Raw genomic sequence first — 18,324 nt, 5'->3', positions numbered from 1 at the left:
CGAGATGAGGGACACCGACGAGGACGTCTTCCGCGCGGCGGAGGAGCTCGGCATCGACCTGTCCCGGCGTCCCCACGAGGGCGCGATGACCGTCGACGACATCTGAGGAACGGCAGGCCCGGTCAGCGGGCGGCGCCGGGGACGCGGAGCCGGTCGACGGCTTCGCGGCGGCGCCGCTCGGGCCGCCGGTCGTAGCGCGCGGTGGTGGCGGGGGAGGCGTGGCCCACCAGCGCCTGGGCGGTGGCGAGGTCGACCCCGGCGTCGAGCAGCTCGCCGATGAACGTGCGCCGGAAGTCGTGCGGCGTACGCGGGGAGGCCCCGGCGGCGGCCAGGCGGCGGGAGACGATGTCGGCGATGGCCTGGCCGGTCATGTGGGCCAGGCGCAGCCGCCCGCCCTTGTTGATGGGGCAGAACAGCGGGCCCGTCGCCCGCCCGCGTACGGCGAGCCAGAGATCGAGGCGCTCGACGGCCTCCGCGGTCAGGTAGACCAGCCGTTCCTTGTCGCCCTTGCCGCGCACCCGCAGGGAACGCGCGTGGGGATCGAAGTCGGCCAGGGTGAGCCCGGCGATCTCGGCGCGGCGGCAGCCGGTGGAGTAGAGCGCCGCCAGCATCGCGCCGTCGCGGCGGCCGGCGGGGGAGGGGTCGCCGTCGCACACCTCCAGCACGGCCGCCAGCGCCTCGCTCTCGACGTGCCGTCCCGCCGGGACGCGGGTGTGCTTGTAGGCGGGCAGGTCGGCGGCCCGCTGGTAGTCCTCGCCGCTCATCAGGCCGAGCCGCCACGCCTCCTTCAGCACCCGGCGCAGCGCGACCAGATGCTTGTTGACGTGGGAGGGCGACCAGCCCTGCTCCCGCATCAGCGTCCGCAGCCGGGTGGTGTGCTCGTAGCGGAGCAGTTCCCAGGGCTGGCCGGCGCCGGTCGCCTCCGGGTCGCCGGTGATGAGGCGGGCGATGCGGTCGAGGCAGCCCTTCATCGTGCGCTTGGACTCGGGGCTCTGCAGCGCGTCGAGATACACCTGGTAGGGATCGCGCTCCGGCCGCGCGGGGGTGTTCCGCTCGGGGACGGCGGGGGTGTTCATCACGCCGATCCTACTATGAATCTACATTGTAAAGGCGCTGGGCGGCTACAAGATCATTTACACCACGGACCAAAACCCTCAACGACAATGAGAGAGCCATGCGAATCGGGATTCTCGGGCCGTTGCGGGTGACCGGCGGCGATATCAAAGGTGCGCGGCTGCGCGTGCTGCTGATCCGGCTCGCTCTGGAACCCGGCAGGGTGGTCACCGCCGAGAGTCTGGCCGAGGACCTGTGGGAGGAGCCGCCCGCGAACCCGGTGGCGGCGCTGCATTCCCTGGTGTCGCGGCTACGACGTGAGCTGCGACACCAGGGAGTGCACGAGGGCTCGCACGGCACAGTGGTGTCGCATCCGGCCGGTTATCTGCTCGACGTCCCGCCGGAGGAGGTCGACGCCGTCGAGTTCGAACGCCTGGTGCGTGCGGGCCGGGCCGAGCGCGATCCCCGGCGTGCCGCGGCCGTGCTGCGGTCGGCCCTGGCGCTCTGGCGGGGTGCGGCGCTCGCCGACGCGGCCGGCCTGCCGTTCGCGCAGGTGGCGGCGGCGCGCCTGGAGGAGCTGCGGCTTTGCGCGCTGGAGGCCCGGGTGGCGGCCGACCTCGCCGTGGCCGACACAGTGGCGGACACGGCGGTGGACACGGCGGTGGACACGGCGGTGGACACGGCGGCCGCCGGGGCGCTGGTGGCGGAGCTGGAGGAGGTCGTCGCCGCGCATCCGCTGCGCGAGCCGTTCCATGCCCTGCTGATGCGGGCACTGTGCGCGGCGGGGCGGCGCGGGGACGCGCTGGAGGCGTTCGAACGCGTCAGGCGGCGGCTGGCTGACGAGCTGGGCGTCGATCCCGGGCCGGAGCTGCGCGCGGCCCACCTGGAGGCGCTGCGCTACGCGCCTCCGGAAAAGCCCGTACGGGCTGCCGTGCGGGGGAACGTGCCGGCGCCGGTGACGAGCCTGGTGGGGCGGCGGGAGGACGTGGCGCGGGTGCGGGGCCTGCTGTCGGCCGCGCGGCTGGTCACGCTGACCGGGCCGGGCGGCGCGGGCAAGACCAGGCTGGCGGTGGAGGTCGCCGGCGGGCTCGCCGCCGCCTCGGGTGTCTGGCTGGTCGAGCTGGCCGCCGCCGGCGACGCGGCGGACGTGGTGGCCGCCGTGCGGGCGACCGTACCCGCGGCCACGCCCGAGCGGGACGGGGACGTCGCCGCGCGGCCGGCCCTGTCGCCGCTCGACGCGCTGGTGGAGGCGCTGGCGGGCCGGGAGCTCGTGCTCGTGCTCGACAACTGCGAGCACGTGGTGGACGGCGCGGCGGCGCTGGCGGAGCGGCTGCTCGCGGGGGTGCCGGGGCTGCGGATCCTGGCGACCAGCCGAGAGCCGCTGGACGTTCCCGGCGAGCATCTCCATCCGGTGCGGCCGCTGGCGTTGCCCGGCGACGACGTGGACGCGGCGCGGGCGCTGGAGTTCCCCGCGGTGGCGTTGTTCGCGGCGCGGGCGTCGGCCGCGCGGCCGGGGTTCGTGGTGGACGACTCGGTGGTGACCGATGTGGTCGCGGTGTGCCGGCAGCTCGACGGCCTGCCGCTCGCGATCGAGCTGGCTGCGGCCCGGCTGCGGTCGTTCAGGATGCGGCAGCTCGCCGAGGCGGTGGGCGAGCGGCTGGCGCTGCGCGGCGGCCGTACGGCGGGGCCGCGGCATCGGTCGCTGCGGGCGGTGATCGAGTGGAGCTGGGATCTGCTGTCGCCGCAGGAGCGCGTGGCGCTGCGCCGGTTGTCGGTGTTCGCCGGCGGGGCGACGGCGGAGGCGGCGCTGCGGGTGTGCGGGGCGGGGCTGGAGACGGTGACCTGCCTGGTGGACAGGTCGCTGGTCGTCGTGGCCGAGCCCGAGGGGACCGCGGACCGGGCGGCGCAGGTGCGTTATCGGCTGCTGGAGACGGTGCGCGCGTACGCGGCCGAGCGGCTGGAGGAGGCGGGCGAGGCGCGGGCCGTACGTGACCGGCATCTGGGCTATTTCGTCGAGGTGGCGGAGGCGGCCGAGCCCGGGTTGCGCACGGCCGAGCAGCTTCGCCTGCTGGCGATGCTGGACGCCGAGCGGGGCAACCTCGACGCGGCGCTGGGCCACGCCGTACGGACCGGGCAGAAGGGGCAGGCGCTGCGGCTGTTCATGGCCAGGCTGTGGGCGTGGACGGTGCGGGGGCGGGGCGACGAGGCGGCGAGGTGGGCGCGGGCCATCCGGGCGGTGCTGGGCGAGGCCGCGCCGCATGGGCTGGAGCTGCCGCACGCGTTGTGCGTGCTGCTGGCGTCCGATGAGCCGTACGCGTCGCCGGAGGCGATGCGCGTGGTCGAGGAGTCGGTCCATCCCGTGGCGTTGTGGGCCTGGATCGTGGGGGTCAGGCCCTCGGGCGGGGCGGTGGATCACTGGCGCAGGGCGCTGGCGGCGATGCGGGCGTTCGGCGATCACGAGGATCCGTGGGCGCGGGCGACCGGGCTGCTGATGGGCGGCATCGGGGAGTTCGAGTACGGCAGGGCGGGGGCGCGGGCGGCCGAGCCGTGGTTGCGTGCGGCGCTGGCGGGCTACCGCGCGCTGGGGGAGCGGTGGGGGTTGTCCCTGGCGCTCTACTGGCTGTCGCTGGTGGCGGAGAATCGGGGGGACGCGGCGGAGGCGCTGACGCTGCTGGAGGAGGCGGCGGAGCTGGCGGGGCTGCTCGGCGGGATGGAGGCGGTGCCCCTCCCGATGATGCTGCGGGTGCGGCTGGCCCAGTTGCGTGCCCGTACGGGTGATGTGGTGGGGGCGGAGCGGGAGCTGGTGTTGGCCGGCGAGGCGGCCGACCGTACGCCGGATCGGCTGGCGGCGGCGCGGGTGCGGCAGGCCGCCGGGGAGGTGGCGCGGCGGCGGGGTGAGCTCGGCGAGGCGGAGCGCCTGCTGGTGGAGGCGCTGGAGCTGGTGGACGGGCAGGCGGACGTGCCGGGGCAGTTCCTGTCGACGGTTCATGTCGAGCTGGCGCGGGTGCGGGCGGAGCTCGGGGATCGCGAGGCGGCGTGGCGGTCGCTGCGTTCGGCGCTGGTGTCGTCGGGGCGGGCGGGTGACGAGACGGTGCGCGCGATGGTGCTGGAGGCGGTGGCGGAGTGGTGTGCCGCCGGTGGGGACCTGCCGCGTGCCGCGCTGGTCGCGGGGGCGGCGCGGACGCTGCGCGGGTTGGACGTCGGGTTGGACGTCGGGTCGGACGGGGTGCACAGGTTGGAACGTGGCCGTCCGAAGCTGAGGTTGGTCAAGGCAGTTGCGCGCGCACCCATCGAGGGTCGGGGTTGACGTGCGGCGTGCCCGCCACGACCACGGTGGGCACCGTCTCGTCGCCGCCGGTGGCGGCCCGGACCGCCGCGGCGCCGTCCGGGTCGCGCCAGATGTCGACCCAGTGCATCCGGTAGGCGTGGCGGCCGAGCCGGGTGCGCAGCCGCATGCAGTAGCGGCAGCCGGGGCGCCAGTAGACGATGGGCCGGCCGTCGGCCGCGGCGCGGCGCAGCGCCTCGGCGGCGCTGACGGACCTGGGGAAGATCAGCGGGGACAGCAGGACGGCGCCGACCAGGAAGATCAGGAGCAGTGTGACGGCGGCGACCGGGGCTCCCCGGGCGATCTGCCGTGCCGCGGCGGCGAGCCCGAGGGCTAGGAAGAGGATCGGGAGCGTCCATCGGCGCAGCATGGCGATCAGGCTAGCGCAGCGTGCTTCGGTGGACAGCGCGCGGGTTTGACTCCGACGTCGGGTCAGGTTCTGGCCTCGCGACCATGTCGATCACTGTTCCTGACACCTGCTCGGCCATACGGCGGATCCTGCCGGCCCCGGCCGTGGGCGCCGGGTATGCCGTGGGCAACCGGCCTGCCGACACCTATCTGGCGGCGATCGGGCAGACGGCGGCGCAGGCCCTGCATGCCGACAGTTCGGACGTCATCGCCGCCACGCTCCGCCCCGGCGGCTGAGGGCGGCGGCCCGTATCGTTAGCCGGACTAACACAAGGGCGCTAGGATCGCGGCATGACCAGCAGGGCCGAAGCCGCGGACATGCCGCACGACGGTGAGACGAAGACGCCGGAGCGGCTGCGCGGACGTGCCAGCCGCCTGCTCGCGATGGTGGCGGCGCGGGCGGACCGGCTGATGGGCGAGGGGCTGGCCCGGGTCGACGCCCGCAAGTGGCACTACGCGGTGCTCGCCTCGCTGGAGGAGTTCGGCCCGGGCAGCCAGGCGACGCTGAGCCGCCGCACCGGTATCTATCGCAGCGACATGGTGGGCGTCCTCAACGAACTGGCCGAGCGCGGTCTCGTCGAACGGATGCCGGATCCCGACGACCGCCGCCGCAACGTCATCACCATCACCGCGCAGGGGCGGCAGAGCCTGCGCCGCCTCGACAAGGTGCTGGACGACCTCCACGAGGAGCTGCTCGCCCCGCTGACCCCTGCCGAGCGCGACCAGTTCGTGCATCTGCTCACCCGGCTGCGGGACCACCACACCCGGCGGGCCGCGCACCCCCCGGCCTCATAGTCCCGCACTCCGGCGCCGTCAGCGCCGTCAGCGCCGTCAGTGGTCGAGGCGGCGGTAGCGGCGGACCGACAGCGGGAGGAAGACCGAGATGAGCAGCAGCGGCCAGACCAGCGCCATGACCCCGGCGTGCTCGGAGATCCAGGTGGTGCCGCCCGCTCCGGGGTTGCCGAACAGGCCACGGGTGGCGGCCATGGTGGCCGACAGGGGGTTCCATTCGGCGACGGCGGCGAGCCAGCCGGGCATCGTGCCGGTCCAGGCGAAGGCGCTGGACACGAAGCCGACGGGCCAGACGAGGACCTGGACGGCCATGACGGCTTCCGGGCCGCCGAGGGTCAGCCCGAGGTAGATGCCGACCCACAGGAACGCGAAGCGCAGCAGCAACAGCAGCCCGATGGCGAGGGCGGCGCGGACGGGCCCTTCGTGCCAGCGCCAGCCGACGGCCAGGCCGCAGGCGATCATGACGGCGAGGCCGAGGACGGTGTTGAGCATGTCCGCGGCGCTGCGGCCGAGGACGACGGCGGACGAGCCGATGGGCAGGGAGCGGAAGCGGTCGGTGACGCCCTGGGCGGCGTCGCGGGCGACGGCGGTGAAGGTGGCCTCGATGCCGAAGAGCATTGTCATGGCGTACATGCCGGGCATGAGGTATTCGCGGTAGTCGCCGCCGCCCGGTACGGCCATGCCGCCGCCGAACAGGTAGCCGAACATCAGCACGATCATGACGGGGAACAGCAGGCCGGCCACGACCTGGCCGGGTTTGCGGGCCCAGTGGCCGAGATCGCGCAGGGTGACGGTCCAGCCGTCGGCCAGAGTCCAGCGCAGTCGCGCGGCCGGGGTGCGGGGGATCTCGGGTGCGGTGACGGTCGTGCTCATGCGGCGGATTCCTTCCTCGCGTTCTTCCTGGTGCCGGTCAGGTGGAGGAAGACCTCGTCCAGGGAGGGCCGGCGTACGGCGATGTCGGCGACGGCGACGCCCGCGGCGTCGAGGGCGCGCAGGACCTCGGGGAGCGCGGCGGACCGGTCGCGTACGGGTGCGCTGACCCGGCGGGTGTCGGCGTCCACGTCGACGGACACACCATCCGAGACCGCACCCGAGACGCCCTCCGCTCGGCCGACGATCGCGGCGGCGGCGGGCAGGTCGGCGGTGTGGCGCACGACGACGTCGAGGCGGTCGCCGCCGAGCGCGGACTTCAGCTCGTCGGGAGAGCCCTCGGCGACGACGCGGCCGGCGTCGACGACCGAGACGCGGGAGGCCAGCTGGTCGGCCTCCTCCAGGTATTGGGTGGTGAGAAGCACGGTGGTGCCCTCGGCGACGAGGGCGCGGACGGCCTCCCATACCTCGGTGCGGCCGCGCGGGTCCAGGCCGGTGGTGGGCTCGTCGAGGAACAGCACCGGAGGGGAGCAGATCATGCCGACCGCCAGGTCGAGGCGGCGGCGCATGCCGCCGGAGTAGTTCCCGACCGGTTTGGTCCCGGTGTCGGCGAGGCCGAACCGGTCGAGCAGTTCGTCGGCCCGGACGCGGGCCGCGGCCGGGCACAGGTGGTGAAGGCGGCCGAACATGACGAGGTTCTGCCTGCCGCTGAGGACCTCGTCGAGCGCGGCGTGCTGGCCGACGAGGCCGATGCTGCGGCGCACGTCGGCGGGCTGCCGTACGACGTCGAAGCCGGCGACGCGGGCCGTGCCGCCGTCCGGGCGCAGCAGCGTGGTGAGTATGCGGACGGCGGTGGTCTTGCCTGCGCCGTTCGGCCCGAGCAGGCCGTGCACCGTGCCCGCGCCGACCGTCAGGTCGAGGCCGTCGAGGGCGGGGGTGTTCCCGTATCGCTTGCGCAGCCCGTCGGCCGCGATCGCGTGCGTCATCGCGCTTCCTCCAAAGGTTCCGTACGGCGTACCGTACAGCATACGGAGTCGCGCTGCGCATAGAATTCGCGGGCGATGACGGAGTACAGCTCGCAGGGAGACCCGGCGCGGAGTCTGGCCCTGCTGTGGCGCACCGGGGAGCGGACCGGGCGCAAGGGCAAGCCGGAGATCGGGGTCGACCGGATCGTGCGCGCGGCGATCGAGGTCGCCGACGCCGAGGGCCTGGCCGCGCTGTCCATGCGCAAGGTCGCCGAGCAGCTCGGGGTGGGGACGATGTCCCTGTACACCTACGTCCCCGGCAAGGCGGAGCTGATCGACGTCATGCTCGACACCGCGTACGGCGAGCTGCCCGCGCCCGAGGAGGTGCCGGGCGGCTGGCGGGGCAGGCTGGAGCTGATCGCGCGGGAGAACCTGGCGCTTTATCGGCGGCACCCGTGGATGCTGCAGGGGTCGTCGCTCACCCGGCCGCCGTTGGGCCCCAACCTCATCGCGAAGTACGACTACGAGCTGCGGGCCGTCGACGGCATCGGCCTGGACGACCTCGAGATGGACTCGGTCGTCACGCTGCTGAACGGCTATGTGAGCGGAGCGGCGCGGGGCGCGGTGGAGGCGGCGCAGGCGCCGGGCGAGACCGGCGTCACCGACGAGCAGTGGTGGCACGCGCACGCGCCCTATCTGGCCAGGGTGTTCGACCCCCGGCGTTACCCGGTGGCCGCCCGGGTCGGCGCGGCGGCGGGCGAGGCGTACAACGCGGCCTACGATCCCGACCAGGCATTCGAGTTCGGCCTGCAGCGCGTGCTCGACGGCATCGAGGCGTTCGTCGCCGCCCGCACCGCCGGGTGAGGCGCTGGTCAAAGAGTCGGTAGGCCCGGCGGCCGGCCCGCGCGTGCCTGCGTGACTACACCCTCGCGTCCGGGGAACCTGCCCTCGCGGAGATCCGCACAGGAGAACCGGCGCAGGAGAACCAGCGCAGTGGCGTGGGGGACGGAGGCACGGTGATGGCGACCACCGCGGGCGAGGCCCGGGCCGGTGCGACGCCGGTCGGGCTGCGGCTGCCGGGCATCGTGCTCGGGGTGGGGCTCGGCGGGTTCGCCGACGGCATCCTGCTGCACCAGCTCCTGCAGTGGCATCACATGCTGAGCAGCACCGACAGCGACAACATCGGGGTGAGGTTCTACAACCCGCGCACCGTCTCCGGCCTGGAGATGAACACCGTGTGGGACGGCGTCTTCCACACCGTGTGCTGGCTGGCGGTGCTCGCCGGCCTCGCCATCCTCTACTCCAGGGTCACCCGTCACCGGCGCCGGGTGTGGACCTCGCGGGTGCTGTGGGGGTGGATCCTGGCCGGGTGGGGGATCTTCAACCTGGTCGAAGGCGTCCTGGACCACCACATCCTTGGCATCCATCATGTCCGGGGCGGGCCCCACCAGCTCTGGTGGGACATCGGGTTCCTCGTCCTGGGCGCGCTGCTGCTCGCCGGGGGCTACCTGCTCGCGCGCAGCGGCCGCTCCTTCGACCCGGCCGATCCTCCCGCCAGGGCCGTCGCGCGATGAACCACCATGACGCGGCGGACCACGCCGCGCTTCTCGCCCTGCTCCTCGCCCTGTTTCTCGCCCTGGTCGTCTACATGCGCCTGGCGCGGCGGGCGCGCCGCCGCAACCCGGTCGCGGGCTGGAGCCGGCGGCGTACGGCCTGCTTCGCCACCGGGCTCGCGCTGTCGGCGGCGGCGCTGCTGCCGCCCGTCGCGTCGTTCGCGCATGCCGACTTCCGCGGCCACATGGTGCAGCATCTGCTCCTCGGCATGTACGCCCCGCTCGCCCTGGTGCTGGGCGCGCCGGTCACCCTGCTGCTGCGGGCCATGCCCGTCGCGGGCGCGCGGCGGCTGTCCGCCGTCGTGCACAGCGGTGCCGGCCGGTTGCCGACCCATCCGGTGACCGCACTGCTGCTGTCCACCGGCAGCCTCGTGGTGCTGTATTTCACCCCGCTCTACAACGCCGTGACGGCCCGGCCCGCGGGGCACTGGCTGCTGCACACGCACTTCCTGCTGTCGGGCTGCCTGTTCGCGCACGTCATCGCAGGTCCCGACCCCGCGCCGGCCCGGCCGGGCGTACGGGCCCGTCTGGTCTGTCTGGGCTGTGCCATCGCCGTGCACGCGGTCGTCGCGCAGCTGATGTACGGCGGCTTCTGGGTGGATGTGCACGCGCCCGTCGCCGAGGTCCGGGGCGGCGCGGAGATCATGTACTACGGCGGGGACATCGCCGAGCTTCTCCTCGCGGCCGCCCTCGTGTCGACCTGGCGGCCGGAACGCCGCTCCAGGTCCGTCGCCCGCCGCGCCGTGCGGGCCTGAGACCCGTACGGGGCCGGAAACGCGCCGGCCTGCCGCCGCGTGGTGCGGGGGCAGGCCGGTGGGGGGAGTGTGGGGGTGGTGTCAGGCGCGGCTCGCCACGCGCACGAGGAGCGGCTGCACGAGCCGGGCCGCCAGGGGACCGAAGGCCGCCAGGATCAGGACGTACGCCGCCGCCAGAGCGCCCAGGTCGGGATGGGCTCCGGCGGCGACCGCCAGACCGGCGATGACGATGTTGAACTCACCGCGGGGGATGAGCGCGATGCCCGCGCGGACCCGGCCGGCGCGGGCGATGCCGGCGCGGCGGGCCGCGTAGATGCCGGTCATCAGCTTCGTGATCATCGTCACCAGGGCCAGGCCCGCGGCCAGGGCGGCGGCGGGCAGGATCTTGGTGGGGTCGGTCTGCAGGCCGAAGAACACGAAGAAGACCGCGGCGAACAGATCGCGCAGCGGCGCGAGCAGCGCCTGGGCGTCCTCGGCCAGCTCGCCCGACAGCGCGATGCCGACGAGGAACGCCCCGACCGCGGCCGACACCTGCAGCTGCTGGGCCAGCCCGGCGACCAGCAGCGCCAGCCCGACCACCTTGAGCACGAGGACCTCGGAGTTGGGGCTGGCGACGAACGCCTCGATGTAGCGGCCGAAGCGCAGCGCGACCAGCAGGACCACGCTCACCGCGGCGAGCGCGATGGCCACGGTGACCGCGCCGGCGAACAGGCTCAGCCCCGCCAGCATGGCGGTCAGGACAGGCAGGTAGATCGCCATCGTGAGGTCTTCGAAGACCAGCAGTGACAGCACCACCGGGGTCTCGCGGTTACCGATCCAGCCCAGATCGGACAGAACCTTGGCGGTGATGCCCGAGGAGGTGGCGTAGGTGACGCCCGCCATGGCCACGGCGGCGACCGGTCCCCAGCCGAGGATCAGCGCGCAGGCGGCGCCCGGCGCCGCGTTGAGCACGAGGTCGACCAGACCGGCGCGGGCGTTGCCCTTGAGGCTGGTCATGAGCTCGTCGGCGTTGTATTCCAGGCCGAGGGTGAGCAGCAGCAGGATGACGCCTAATTCCGCCCCGGTGGCGATGAACTCCTCGCTGGTGGCCAGCGGGAGGATGCCACCGGTGCCGAAGGCCAGGCCCGCGATGAGGTAGAGCGGGATGGGGGAGATGCCGACGCGCAGCGCCAGCGCTCCGAGGATGCCGAGTCCGAGGACGACGGCGCCGAATTCCAGAAACAGTATCGCCGTATTGTGCACGCGTTGCCTCAGCCGCTGGCGAAGATGTCGGCGACGGCGGCGGTGCTGTCCTCGCTGCCCACCACGACCACGATGTCGTCCCCGGAGAGGACGAAGTCGGGGGCGGGGCTGGCGAACACGTGCCCGGCGCGGACGACGGCCACGATGGAGGCTCCGGTGCGGGTGCGCACCTGGGCCTCGCCCATGGGCCGGCCGGCGTACGGGGAGCCCGGCGCGATCGGGAGCTGGACGCTGACCAGGCCCTCGACCTCGCGGTGCAGGGCGTTGAGCCGCTGGACGATGCGGGGGGCGCCGAGGAGCTCGACGAGCGCGTCCGCCTCCTCGTCGTTGAGTTTCACCGTCTCGCAGGCCCTGTCGGGATCATCGGGATCGTAGATCACCAGGTCGCGCCGGCCTGTGCGGTGGGAGACGACACCTATACGCCGTCCCGAGCGCGTGGTGAACTCGTGCCGAAGCCCGATTCCCGGCAACACCGTCTGCTCGACATCCACGGCGCTGCTCCTCCGTTCAGATAAGTCAATGGGTACCCAGGAACCTACCAACAATGGACGGAGGTCTCATTTCGGGTCCTCTTGGCATGTGTCGTTGCCGTTATGGCAATCTGGCGTGCGTGGACGACGACCTCGAACACGCGCTCGTCTCGGTCGGGCCCCGGCTGCGTGCGCTGCGCAAACAGCGCGAGACGACGCTCGCCGACCTGTCGGCGGCGACCGGCATCTCGGTGAGCACGCTGTCGAGGCTGGAGTCGGGCGCGCGGCGGCCGACCCTCGAACTGCTGCTGCCCCTGGCCAAGGCCCATGGGGTCACGCTCGACGAGCTCGTGGACGCCCCGCCGACGGGGGATCCGCGCATCCATCTGCGGCCGGTCGTCCGCTTCGGGATGACGATGCTGCCGCTGACCCGCCGGGCCGGGGGCATCCAGGCGTACAAGCTGGTGATCCCGGCGGGCAGCGCCAGGAGGTCGCCGGAGCCGAAGACCCACGAGGGTTACGAGTGGCTCTACGTGCTGAACGGGCGGCTGCGGCTCGTCCTCGGCGAGCGGGATCTGGTGCTGTCTCCAGGGGAGGCGGCCGAGTTCGACACCCGGCTGCCGCACTGGTTCGGCGCCGCCGACGAGGGCGCGGTCGAGTTCCTCAGCCTGTTCGGCAGCCAGGGCGAGCGCGCCCACCTGCGTGCCCGCCCGAAGGCGAAGCAGGAGCCTGCGCCGGACGGCGGGCGAGAGTGAGCAGGTGCCCGCTGACCCCGAGAAGCGACGGCACGCGTTCGAGCGTGCGCTGGGCGTCGAGCATGAGCCTGCGGCGCTCGGGGTCGTCGAGCCAGTCGTCCACGTCGCCGTACAGCCAGAAGGCGCCCTCCAGGCCGTAGCGCTCGGCGCCGGGGAGCCCGGCGTCGGCGAACTCCCCCGGCACCTCGTCGGGCTCGTGCAGGTAGGCGGGGAAGCCCTGCGCAGGACCCAGCAGGCGGCCGTTCTCCATGGCCTCCCGGGCGGCCCGGCGGTGCGGCTCGTGTTCGTAGACCCCCAGGTAGACCATGTCGTGCACGGCCGCGTAGCGGCTGATCGTGGCGGCGGCCACCAGCCCGCCGGGGCGCACCACGCGGCGCGCCTCGGCCAGGGCGGTGACCCGGTCGGCGCGGTCGGGCAGGTGATAGAGCGGGCCCAGCAGCAGGACCGCGTCGGCGCTCGTGTCCGGCAGGGGCAGGTCGCGTGCGTCGCCCAGCCGCGCGGTCACGCCCGGCAGGGCCCCGGCCCGCTCGACGTGGAGCGGGACCGGGTCGAGCAGTTCGACCTCGTAGCCGTCGGCGACCAGCCACTCGGCGTGCACCCCGGTGCCGCCGCCGATGTCGAGCACCCGGGTGGGTGGTGACGGCAGGGCCCGGCGCAGCACGTCCTGCGTCCGCCACAGCTCCAGCCGGCCCCGGCCCGTACGGAGCCTGCCGTCCTCCTTGCCCTGCTCGTAGTAGGTGAGGACGTCCGGGGTCACCGTCATGACCGATCACACTCCGGTTCATGTGTGAGGGCGGGGCCGTGCTGGTGGGGCGGGGCTGGTGGGGGCGGGGTCGTCGGGGCCGGTCAGGCCGCGGGCTCGGCGGGGAGCCAGAACCGGTGGCTGCCGGGGTTCTCATGGTAACGGCGCAGCGCGGCGATGCTGCTGAGCCAGCCGGTCCAGGCGGCGTACGGCGGCTTGCCGGTGTCGAAGCCGCTCTGGACGAATGTCAGGCGGGTCTTGCCGCCGCTGTCCTCCAGCTCCCAGGGGACGACGCCCGCCGGTCCCCAGTCGGTCGCCATGGTCTTGCCGGGAACCAGATCGATGATCTTCGCGGGGCTCGGGTCGGCGTCCAGGCCGCCCATGGCGAAGCGCCCGCCGACGTGCGGCTCGATGCCGACGGGGAAGCCGAACCAGTCGCTCGCCTTGTCCGAGTCGACCAGGGAGTCGAAGACCTGCTCGACCGGCGCGTCGATGACGGTCTCGCCGCGGAAGTCGGCCGAGGTGAAGTCGGGCTGGGGCCCGATCTCGCGCCCCTCGAGGTAGTCGGCCAGGTTGGACAGCGCCATCGACCAGAAGGTCTGCAGCACGCCCCGGATGCTCGCCCCGGTGATGACGTCCTGGAAGTCGAAGTGGGTCTGCGACAGAGCCAGGACGGTCGTGTCCGGGGTCTCCTCCGTCAGCGTGATCTCGGTGGTCGTCTCCACGCCGTCCAGCAGCCAGGCGAAGCGCAGCGTGTGGTCGTCGGCGTGCAGGACGCGCTGGTGAGGGGCGTCGCCCTCGGGCGTACGGCGGCCCCAGAACGCGTACCGGCCGGGCAGGTCGGACTCGGCGTGCTCGGCCAGCCACACCCGCATCGCCGCGGCGTCGGTCAGCGCGTGGCGGACCTCCTTCACCGGGGCGGCGAGGCGGACGCGGATGATCATCGGCTCAGTCATGGTCGTCTCCTCGGAAATGATGGGGATAGCAGGCAACGACGAGCTTGAAGGCGTCGCCTTCTGCGCCGCCGTAGCGGGTGAACAGGTCCTGCAGCATGGTGCGCAGGTCGGCCAGGAACTCCTGGCGTCGTTCCGGTGACACGTGCACCTCGCCGGACACGCCGATGGACGGCAGCTCCGGCGCGGTGCGGTCGAGGGCGGCGATGTCCGCCTGCACCTCTTCCATGAGGTCGAGCAGGTAGCCCAGGCTGAGCTCGTCCTGGCGCCGGCGCAGCCCGCCGATGCGGCCCACCAGGCCCGGCGACAGCCAGTAGGAGCGGGCGCTCGCCTGGTAGATGCCTTCGGTGATGCCGCGCACCCGCCGTTCGGAGACCTGCTCGACCAGGCCCGCCTCCACGAGGCGTTTGACGTGGTAATAGACGCGCTGCGGCGTCTGGTCGAGCACCGCCGCCACCTCGGTGCACGTGCGCGGCTCGGCCAGTTGCCGCAGCACTTCGATGCGCTGCGGTTTGAGCAGTGCCTCGGCCTGCTCGATCTGCTCCAGGTACAGGACGTCTCTCATTGCAAAAACAATCTTGTACGTAAAAATTCTCTTTGTCAATGGAGTTCGCGGAAGAAGCGGGGGTGCCGACCTCGGGGGTCTGTCTGGGATGTGGGCCTTGGGCGCCGGCCGGGCTACGCGCAGGCGGCGGCGCGGGCGGGGTCCCCGGCCATCGCGACCGCGACGGCGCGGTTGAGCTCGACCACGGGGGAGGGCGAGACGTGGGCGAGCACCCGGTAGAGCGCGGCGACGCGCTCCCAGGGGGCCGGTCCCTCCCGGCCCTTCACCCACTCCTCGAACGGGACGCCCCCGGATCGACACGCCTCCCGGATTTTTTTCAAGATTTTTCCCGGAGGTGTCTCCGGGGAGCGCCACGTCCGGCCACGGGCACGTACGGCCAGGTGGGCGGTCCGGTGGGTGGAGTGGCGGGTGGAGTGGAGTGGTCGCGCCCGCCGCCGGTCACCGGGTCGTCAGCGGTCCGGCCCCGGTTCCGGTTCTGGCCCCGGTTCCGGTTCTGGCCCCGGCTCCGGTCCGGACTCCCGGCCGTGGTCCGTCCACCCGGGACGGGGGGAACGCCGCCCGCCGGTCGCTTTCCGGTCGAGGAGCGGCAGCCGGAGGACGAACCGTGCTCCGCGTGGGGAGTCCTCGATCCGCAGCGTTCCGCCGTGGGCGTGGGCGATGTCGCGGGAGATCGCGAGCCCCAGCCCGGTGCCGCCGGAGTCCCGGCACCGCCCCTCGTCCAGGCGGGTGAACCGCTCGAAGATCCGCTCGCGGTCGGCGCGCGCGATGCCGTTCCCGTCGTCGGTCACGGTGACGACCGCCCGGCCGTCGGCGGATGCGACGCCGATCGTGACGCCGGTCTCCGCGTGCCGCCGCGCGTTGCTCAGCAGGTTGCCCACCAGCCGGATCAGCTGGATCCGCGAGCCGTGCACCCACACGTCCCCGGACGTGCAGACCTTCACCGGCGTGCCGCCGTAGTGAGTGTCCGCCTCTGCGGTGACCAGTGCCGCGAGGTCGATCGGCTCGTGCGGCTCCGCCCGGCCGTCGCGTAGCCGGGCCATCACCAGCAGGTCCTGCACGATCGCCTCCAGGCGGCCGGCGGCCGACAGCGCCCCCCGGATGGTGTCGCGGGGGTTGACCTGGTCAGGGTGGATCAGCGCCTCCTCCAGTTGCAGCCGCAGCCCGGTGATCGGTGTCCTGAGCTCGTGGGAGGTGACGGCGGCGAACTGGGCCTGGCGCTCGGCGGGGCGCAGCGCCCGGCCGATGATCCACCACATCAGGCGGGCGCCCGACAGGACGATGAGGAGCCCGGCCCCTCCGATGAGGTATTCGAGGCGGTGCGTCCCGCACAGGGGCGGCTCGACCGTCCCGGCGTAGACGACGGGGGCATCGGGGGCCGGCGACACCCGGTTGGCCATGAGCAGGAGGCACGGCCTGCCCGGGGCGCATTCGACGCGCCGTTGGAGCCGGTCGTCGGCCGGGGGCCGGAGCATGCTCAGCCGCGGCCGCCCCGCCGCGTCCGGGCTGGCGACCAGGATCCTGCCCCGGGCGTCCACCAGCTGGACCAGGTGGATGGCGCCGGAGACGGAGGCGGGGTGCGGCAGTGTGCCGCTGCGCACCTGCGCGCTCCACCGGGCGGCGACCTGCTCGGCGTCGAAGAACACCCGGTCCTCGATCCTGTATCGGACGGCCAGGTCCAGGCTAACGCCGCCCAAGGCCGTGATCAGGAATAACAGCGTCGTCGCCGCTGTCGTGTAGCGCGCCTGCAGCGAGTGCAGGAACCGCATCGGCCTCACCATTTCCTGCCGCCCCCGGTGGGCCACCACCAAGGCAGAGTGGACGATTGCGTCCACTTTGCGGTCAGTTATCCGATTGTGTCAAATTGGTGACAGGGGTCTTGACGTGCGCTTTCACGTGGTCGAGTGCCATGTCGAGGGCGACCATGAAGGGCTGCTCGTCCTGCATCGTCTCGGCGAGCAGGTAGCCCCCCTGCAGGGCGGCGATGACCCCGACGGCGAGTTCTCCCGGGTCCACCCCGGGATCGAGTTCGCCGTTCTCCCGCATCCGGGCGAGGCTGTCCGCGATCAGCCCCTGCCATGCGCCGAAGATCTCTGCCAGCGACTGGCGGGCGTCGTCGCTGCGGCCGGACAGCTCGTTGGCCAGCGAGCCGATCGGGCACTTGTACGGCATGCCGCGCTCCCGAAGATTCGCCAGCAGCGAATCGCGCCACTGTTCGAGATCTCGCATCGAGCGCACCTGGTCGAGCTGCGGTTTCTGTGCGGAGACCACGAGGTGCTCCCGCATCGCGATCACCTCGGCGACCAGCGCGTCCTTGTCCGGGAAGTAGTGATAGAGCTGCGACTTGCTGATGCCGCAGGCGTCCACCACCTGATCGAGGGGCGTCGCCGCCACCCCCTGCCGGAACATGAGGTCCGCGGCGGTCTCGACGATGCGCCGGCGAGTGGCCGCGCCGCGTGCGGTGAGCCTCGCAGAACCCTTTTCCGGCCCTCGAACGGCCATGTGCAACCCCACCTTCGGCCACAGCGGCCCTGCCGGGGCATGCCGGAGGAGCAACCTTGACAATTACGACATACCACCACATACTGGACCAAATCGTCCAGTGCCGGGTTTATGCGCCGCTCGCACGACACGGATGCGGCACCGCTTCGCGTGGGAGAGGGCACAGAACCGACGACCGCCGACGACCCCGGCCGGCCGCGAGGGGATCCGGGGGCAGGCGCCGGTCACTCGCGCCGCGCCGCTCCCGGGAGGGTGAAATGGCGGGCATGGAACTGCGGGAACTGCGGGCGTTCGTCGTGGTGGCCGAGGAGGGCGGCATGTCGGCCGCGGCGCGGCGGCTGCACCTGAGCCAGCCCGCGCTGTCCCAGACCGTCGGCATGCTGGAGCGCCGGCTGGGGGTGAAGCTGCTGGTCCGCGGCAGCGCCGGAGTCCGGCCCACCGAGGCGGGGATGACGCTGCTCGCCGAGGCGCGCGCCGTGCTCGCCCGGCACGATCGGGCACTGCGGACCATGGCCGCGTACGCGAGCGGGGACGGCGGGGTGCTGCGCGTGGGGATTCCCCTTGAGGTGCCGTCCGACCTGCTCGGCCCGCCGCTGGAGCAGCTCGCCGTGGCCCACCCCGGCACCCGCGTGCAGGCGCGTCATCTGTCCACGGCGGCGCAACTGGCCGCGCTGCAGGCCGGTGAGCTCGACGTGGGCCTGCTCAGGGAGCGTCCGCCGGGGCAGGAGTTCGACGCGATGCTCGTCTCCAGGGAGCGGCTCGGCGTGCTCCTCGCGGCCGACCGGGCCGCCGAGCTGCGTGGCCCCGACGGCATCCGGCTGGAGGAGCTCACCGGGCTGGAATGGGTGGGTTTCCCGCGTTCCGGCAGCCCCGCCTGGTTCGGCGAACTGACCGCGATCCTGCGCAGCCACGGCCTTGACCTCGGCCCTGCCGCACCCGAGGGGCAGGAGCTGATCGCGGAGGTCAAGCTCGCCGCCGTGAGCACGGGCAGGGGGTTCGCACTGGCGCCGCCGCAGTGGCCGCAGCCGCTGCCTCCGGCCGTCGCGTGGTCGCCCCTGGCCGGTCACCCGCTGGTCCGGCGCACCTGGGTGGTCTGGCCGGCGACCTCGCGCCGCCGCGACCTGGCCGACTTCATCGCGGGCTTCCCCGACCCGGACGGCGCGCGGTGATCATCCCAGCCGGCCAGAGGAACACCTGATGGCCGTCATCGGCCACCACTATGACCGTTCCGGAAGTTCCCGTACCCGGCCGGAGCTTGCACCCTGCGCACCCGGTCGCCTGACTCGGCGACCGGTCGGAAGGATCAGTGAATCAGCA

Annotated in this window: 20 protein-coding genes; 8 read left to right on the top strand and 12 right to left on the bottom strand. The window is 73.1% G+C overall.

Annotation, left to right across the window (positions count from 1 at the left end):
* Window positions 1-122: 122 nt before the first annotated feature.
* Entirely contained in the window at window positions 123-1,076 is a 954-nt protein-coding gene (locus FLV34_RS31375; protein WP_147944811.1) for a tyrosine-type recombinase/integrase, read from the bottom strand.
* A 98-nt stretch (window positions 1,077-1,174) separates the two neighbouring features.
* Here FLV34_RS31375 and FLV34_RS43305 point away from each other — a divergent pair, with 98 nt between their 5' ends.
* Complete coding sequence (locus FLV34_RS43305) at window positions 1,175-4,360, top strand: BTAD domain-containing putative transcriptional regulator (RefSeq protein WP_187280784.1); 3,186 nt, start codon at window positions 1,175-1,177, stop codon at window positions 4,358-4,360.
* On the opposite strand, the gene FLV34_RS31365 is transcribed toward FLV34_RS43305, so the two are convergent.
* On the bottom strand, window positions 4,320-4,748 hold the full coding sequence (locus FLV34_RS31365) for a glutaredoxin domain-containing protein (RefSeq protein WP_142651353.1): 429 nt from the start codon (window positions 4,746-4,748) through the stop codon (window positions 4,320-4,322). The two genes, FLV34_RS43305 and FLV34_RS31365, sit on opposite strands and share 41 nt — an antisense overlap.
* An 83-nt stretch (window positions 4,749-4,831) precedes the next feature.
* Here FLV34_RS31365 and FLV34_RS31360 point away from each other — a divergent pair, with 83 nt between their 5' ends.
* A complete protein-coding gene (locus tag FLV34_RS31360) occupies window positions 4,832-5,023 on the top strand; it encodes a hypothetical protein (RefSeq protein WP_261985971.1) in 192 nt (63 codons plus the stop codon).
* Window positions 5,024-5,077: 54 nt separating this feature from the next.
* Window positions 5,078-5,581, top strand: coding sequence for a MarR family winged helix-turn-helix transcriptional regulator (locus tag FLV34_RS31355; protein WP_147944810.1), 504 nt, complete (start codon window positions 5,078-5,080; stop codon window positions 5,579-5,581).
* 36 nt (window positions 5,582-5,617) lie between these two features.
* On the opposite strand, the gene FLV34_RS31350 is transcribed toward FLV34_RS31355, so the two are convergent.
* On the bottom strand, window positions 5,618-6,451 hold the full coding sequence (locus tag FLV34_RS31350) for an ABC transporter permease (RefSeq protein WP_147944809.1): 834 nt from the start codon (window positions 6,449-6,451) through the stop codon (window positions 5,618-5,620).
* Window positions 6,448-7,434 carry an ATP-binding cassette domain-containing protein gene (locus FLV34_RS31345; protein ID WP_142651356.1) on the bottom strand — a complete coding sequence of 329 codons (987 nt, stop codon included), beginning with the start codon at window positions 7,432-7,434 and terminating at the stop codon, window positions 6,448-6,450. The genes FLV34_RS31350 and FLV34_RS31345 overlap by 4 nt, the downstream gene beginning before the upstream one ends.
* Window positions 7,435-7,509: 75 nt before the next feature.
* Between FLV34_RS31345 and FLV34_RS31340 the strand changes: the two genes are divergently transcribed.
* From FLV34_RS31340 to FLV34_RS31330, 3 genes are all read left to right on the top strand, one after another.
* Window positions 7,510-8,277 (top strand): TetR/AcrR family transcriptional regulator, encoded by a 768-nt coding sequence (locus FLV34_RS31340; protein WP_147944808.1) that lies wholly within the window; start codon window positions 7,510-7,512, stop codon window positions 8,275-8,277.
* 155 nt (window positions 8,278-8,432) lie between these two features.
* Window positions 8,433-8,987 carry a DUF2243 domain-containing protein gene (locus tag FLV34_RS31335; protein WP_142651358.1) on the top strand — a complete coding sequence of 185 codons (555 nt, stop codon included), beginning with the start codon at window positions 8,433-8,435 and terminating at the stop codon, window positions 8,985-8,987.
* Window positions 8,984-9,781 carry a cytochrome c oxidase assembly protein gene (locus FLV34_RS31330; protein WP_147944807.1) on the top strand — a complete coding sequence of 266 codons (798 nt, stop codon included), beginning with the start codon at window positions 8,984-8,986 and terminating at the stop codon, window positions 9,779-9,781. Before FLV34_RS31335 ends, FLV34_RS31330 begins: the two co-directional genes overlap by 4 nt.
* An 81-nt stretch (window positions 9,782-9,862) precedes the next feature.
* On the opposite strand, the gene FLV34_RS31325 is transcribed toward FLV34_RS31330, so the two are convergent.
* Window positions 9,863-11,023 carry a cation:proton antiporter gene (locus FLV34_RS31325; protein WP_142651360.1) on the bottom strand — a complete coding sequence of 387 codons (1,161 nt, stop codon included), beginning with the start codon at window positions 11,021-11,023 and terminating at the stop codon, window positions 9,863-9,865.
* 8 nt (window positions 11,024-11,031) lie between these two features.
* The gene (locus tag FLV34_RS31320; protein ID WP_142651361.1) at window positions 11,032-11,514 is read right to left on the bottom strand and encodes a cation:proton antiporter regulatory subunit; all 483 of its coding nucleotides are present in this window, start codon (window positions 11,512-11,514) and stop codon (window positions 11,032-11,034) included.
* Window positions 11,515-11,633: 119 nt separating this feature from the next.
* Here FLV34_RS31320 and FLV34_RS31315 point away from each other — a divergent pair, with 119 nt between their 5' ends.
* Window positions 11,634-12,248, top strand: coding sequence for a helix-turn-helix domain-containing protein (locus FLV34_RS31315; RefSeq protein WP_142651362.1), 615 nt, complete (start codon window positions 11,634-11,636; stop codon window positions 12,246-12,248).
* Here FLV34_RS31315 and FLV34_RS31310 read toward each other — a convergent pair.
* From FLV34_RS31310 to FLV34_RS31285, 6 genes are all read right to left on the bottom strand, one after another.
* A complete protein-coding gene (locus FLV34_RS31310) occupies window positions 12,157-13,011 on the bottom strand; it encodes a class I SAM-dependent methyltransferase (RefSeq protein WP_147944806.1) in 855 nt (284 codons plus the stop codon). The two genes, FLV34_RS31315 and FLV34_RS31310, sit on opposite strands and share 92 nt — an antisense overlap.
* An 83-nt stretch (window positions 13,012-13,094) precedes the next feature.
* A complete protein-coding gene (locus FLV34_RS31305; protein WP_147944805.1) occupies window positions 13,095-13,946 on the bottom strand; it encodes an SRPBCC family protein in 852 nt (283 codons plus the stop codon).
* Window positions 13,939-14,508, bottom strand: coding sequence for a helix-turn-helix domain-containing protein (locus tag FLV34_RS31300; RefSeq protein ID WP_142651365.1), 570 nt, complete (start codon window positions 14,506-14,508; stop codon window positions 13,939-13,941). The genes FLV34_RS31305 and FLV34_RS31300 overlap by 8 nt, the downstream gene beginning before the upstream one ends.
* A 113-nt stretch (window positions 14,509-14,621) precedes the next feature.
* Window positions 14,622-14,828 carry a hypothetical protein gene (locus FLV34_RS41860; protein WP_205831047.1) on the bottom strand — a complete coding sequence of 69 codons (207 nt, stop codon included), beginning with the start codon at window positions 14,826-14,828 and terminating at the stop codon, window positions 14,622-14,624.
* A 129-nt stretch (window positions 14,829-14,957) separates the two neighbouring features.
* A complete protein-coding gene (locus FLV34_RS31290; RefSeq protein ID WP_187280783.1) occupies window positions 14,958-16,274 on the bottom strand; it encodes a cell wall metabolism sensor histidine kinase WalK in 1,317 nt (438 codons plus the stop codon).
* Window positions 16,275-16,347: 73 nt separating this feature from the next.
* On the bottom strand, window positions 16,348-17,007 hold the full coding sequence (locus FLV34_RS31285) for a TetR/AcrR family transcriptional regulator (RefSeq protein WP_147944815.1): 660 nt from the start codon (window positions 17,005-17,007) through the stop codon (window positions 16,348-16,350).
* Window positions 17,008-17,264: 257 nt separating this feature from the next.
* Here FLV34_RS31285 and FLV34_RS31280 point away from each other — a divergent pair, with 257 nt between their 5' ends.
* Window positions 17,265-18,176, top strand: coding sequence for a LysR family transcriptional regulator (locus FLV34_RS31280; RefSeq protein ID WP_222709684.1), 912 nt, complete (start codon window positions 17,265-17,267; stop codon window positions 18,174-18,176).
* Window positions 18,177-18,324 lie beyond the last annotated feature (148 nt).

The sequence above is a fragment of the Microbispora sp. CSR-4 genome (genome assembly GCF_008033685.1).
Lineage (GTDB): Bacteria > Actinomycetota > Actinomycetes > Streptosporangiales > Streptosporangiaceae > Microbispora.
Note: the sequence above shows the minus strand (reverse complement) of the source record. Positions and strands in the feature narration are given on the sequence as shown.

Coding starts and splice junctions, on each gene's coding strand:
- FLV34_RS31375 (WP_147944811.1), bottom strand. CDS start 1,076: ATGAACACCCCCGCCGTCCCCGAGCGGAACACCCCCGCGCGGCCGGAG.
- FLV34_RS43305 (WP_187280784.1), top strand. CDS start 1,175: ATGCGAATCGGGATTCTCGGGCCGTTGCGGGTGACCGGCGGCGATATC.
- FLV34_RS31365 (WP_142651353.1), bottom strand. CDS start 4,748: ATGCTGCGCCGATGGACGCTCCCGATCCTCTTCCTAGCCCTCGGGCTC.
- FLV34_RS31360 (WP_261985971.1), top strand. CDS start 4,832: ATGTCGATCACTGTTCCTGACACCTGCTCGGCCATACGGCGGATCCTG.
- FLV34_RS31355 (WP_147944810.1), top strand. CDS start 5,078: ATGACCAGCAGGGCCGAAGCCGCGGACATGCCGCACGACGGTGAGACG.
- FLV34_RS31350 (WP_147944809.1), bottom strand. CDS start 6,451: ATGAGCACGACCGTCACCGCACCCGAGATCCCCCGCACCCCGGCCGCG.
- FLV34_RS31345 (WP_142651356.1), bottom strand. CDS start 7,434: ATGACGCACGCGATCGCGGCCGACGGGCTGCGCAAGCGATACGGGAAC.
- FLV34_RS31340 (WP_147944808.1), top strand. CDS start 7,510: ATGACGGAGTACAGCTCGCAGGGAGACCCGGCGCGGAGTCTGGCCCTG.
- FLV34_RS31335 (WP_142651358.1), top strand. CDS start 8,433: ATGGCGACCACCGCGGGCGAGGCCCGGGCCGGTGCGACGCCGGTCGGG.
- FLV34_RS31330 (WP_147944807.1), top strand. CDS start 8,984: ATGAACCACCATGACGCGGCGGACCACGCCGCGCTTCTCGCCCTGCTC.
- FLV34_RS31310 (WP_147944806.1), bottom strand. CDS start 13,011: ATGACGGTGACCCCGGACGTCCTCACCTACTACGAGCAGGGCAAGGAG.
- FLV34_RS31305 (WP_147944805.1), bottom strand. CDS start 13,946: ATGACTGAGCCGATGATCATCCGCGTCCGCCTCGCCGCCCCGGTGAAG.
- FLV34_RS31300 (WP_142651365.1), bottom strand. CDS start 14,508: ATGAGAGACGTCCTGTACCTGGAGCAGATCGAGCAGGCCGAGGCACTG.
- FLV34_RS31290 (WP_187280783.1), bottom strand. CDS start 16,274: ATGCGGTTCCTGCACTCGCTGCAGGCGCGCTACACGACAGCGGCGACG.
- FLV34_RS31285 (WP_147944815.1), bottom strand. CDS start 17,007: ATGGCCGTTCGAGGGCCGGAAAAGGGTTCTGCGAGGCTCACCGCACGC.
- FLV34_RS31280 (WP_222709684.1), top strand. CDS start 17,265: ATGGCGGGCATGGAACTGCGGGAACTGCGGGCGTTCGTCGTGGTGGCC.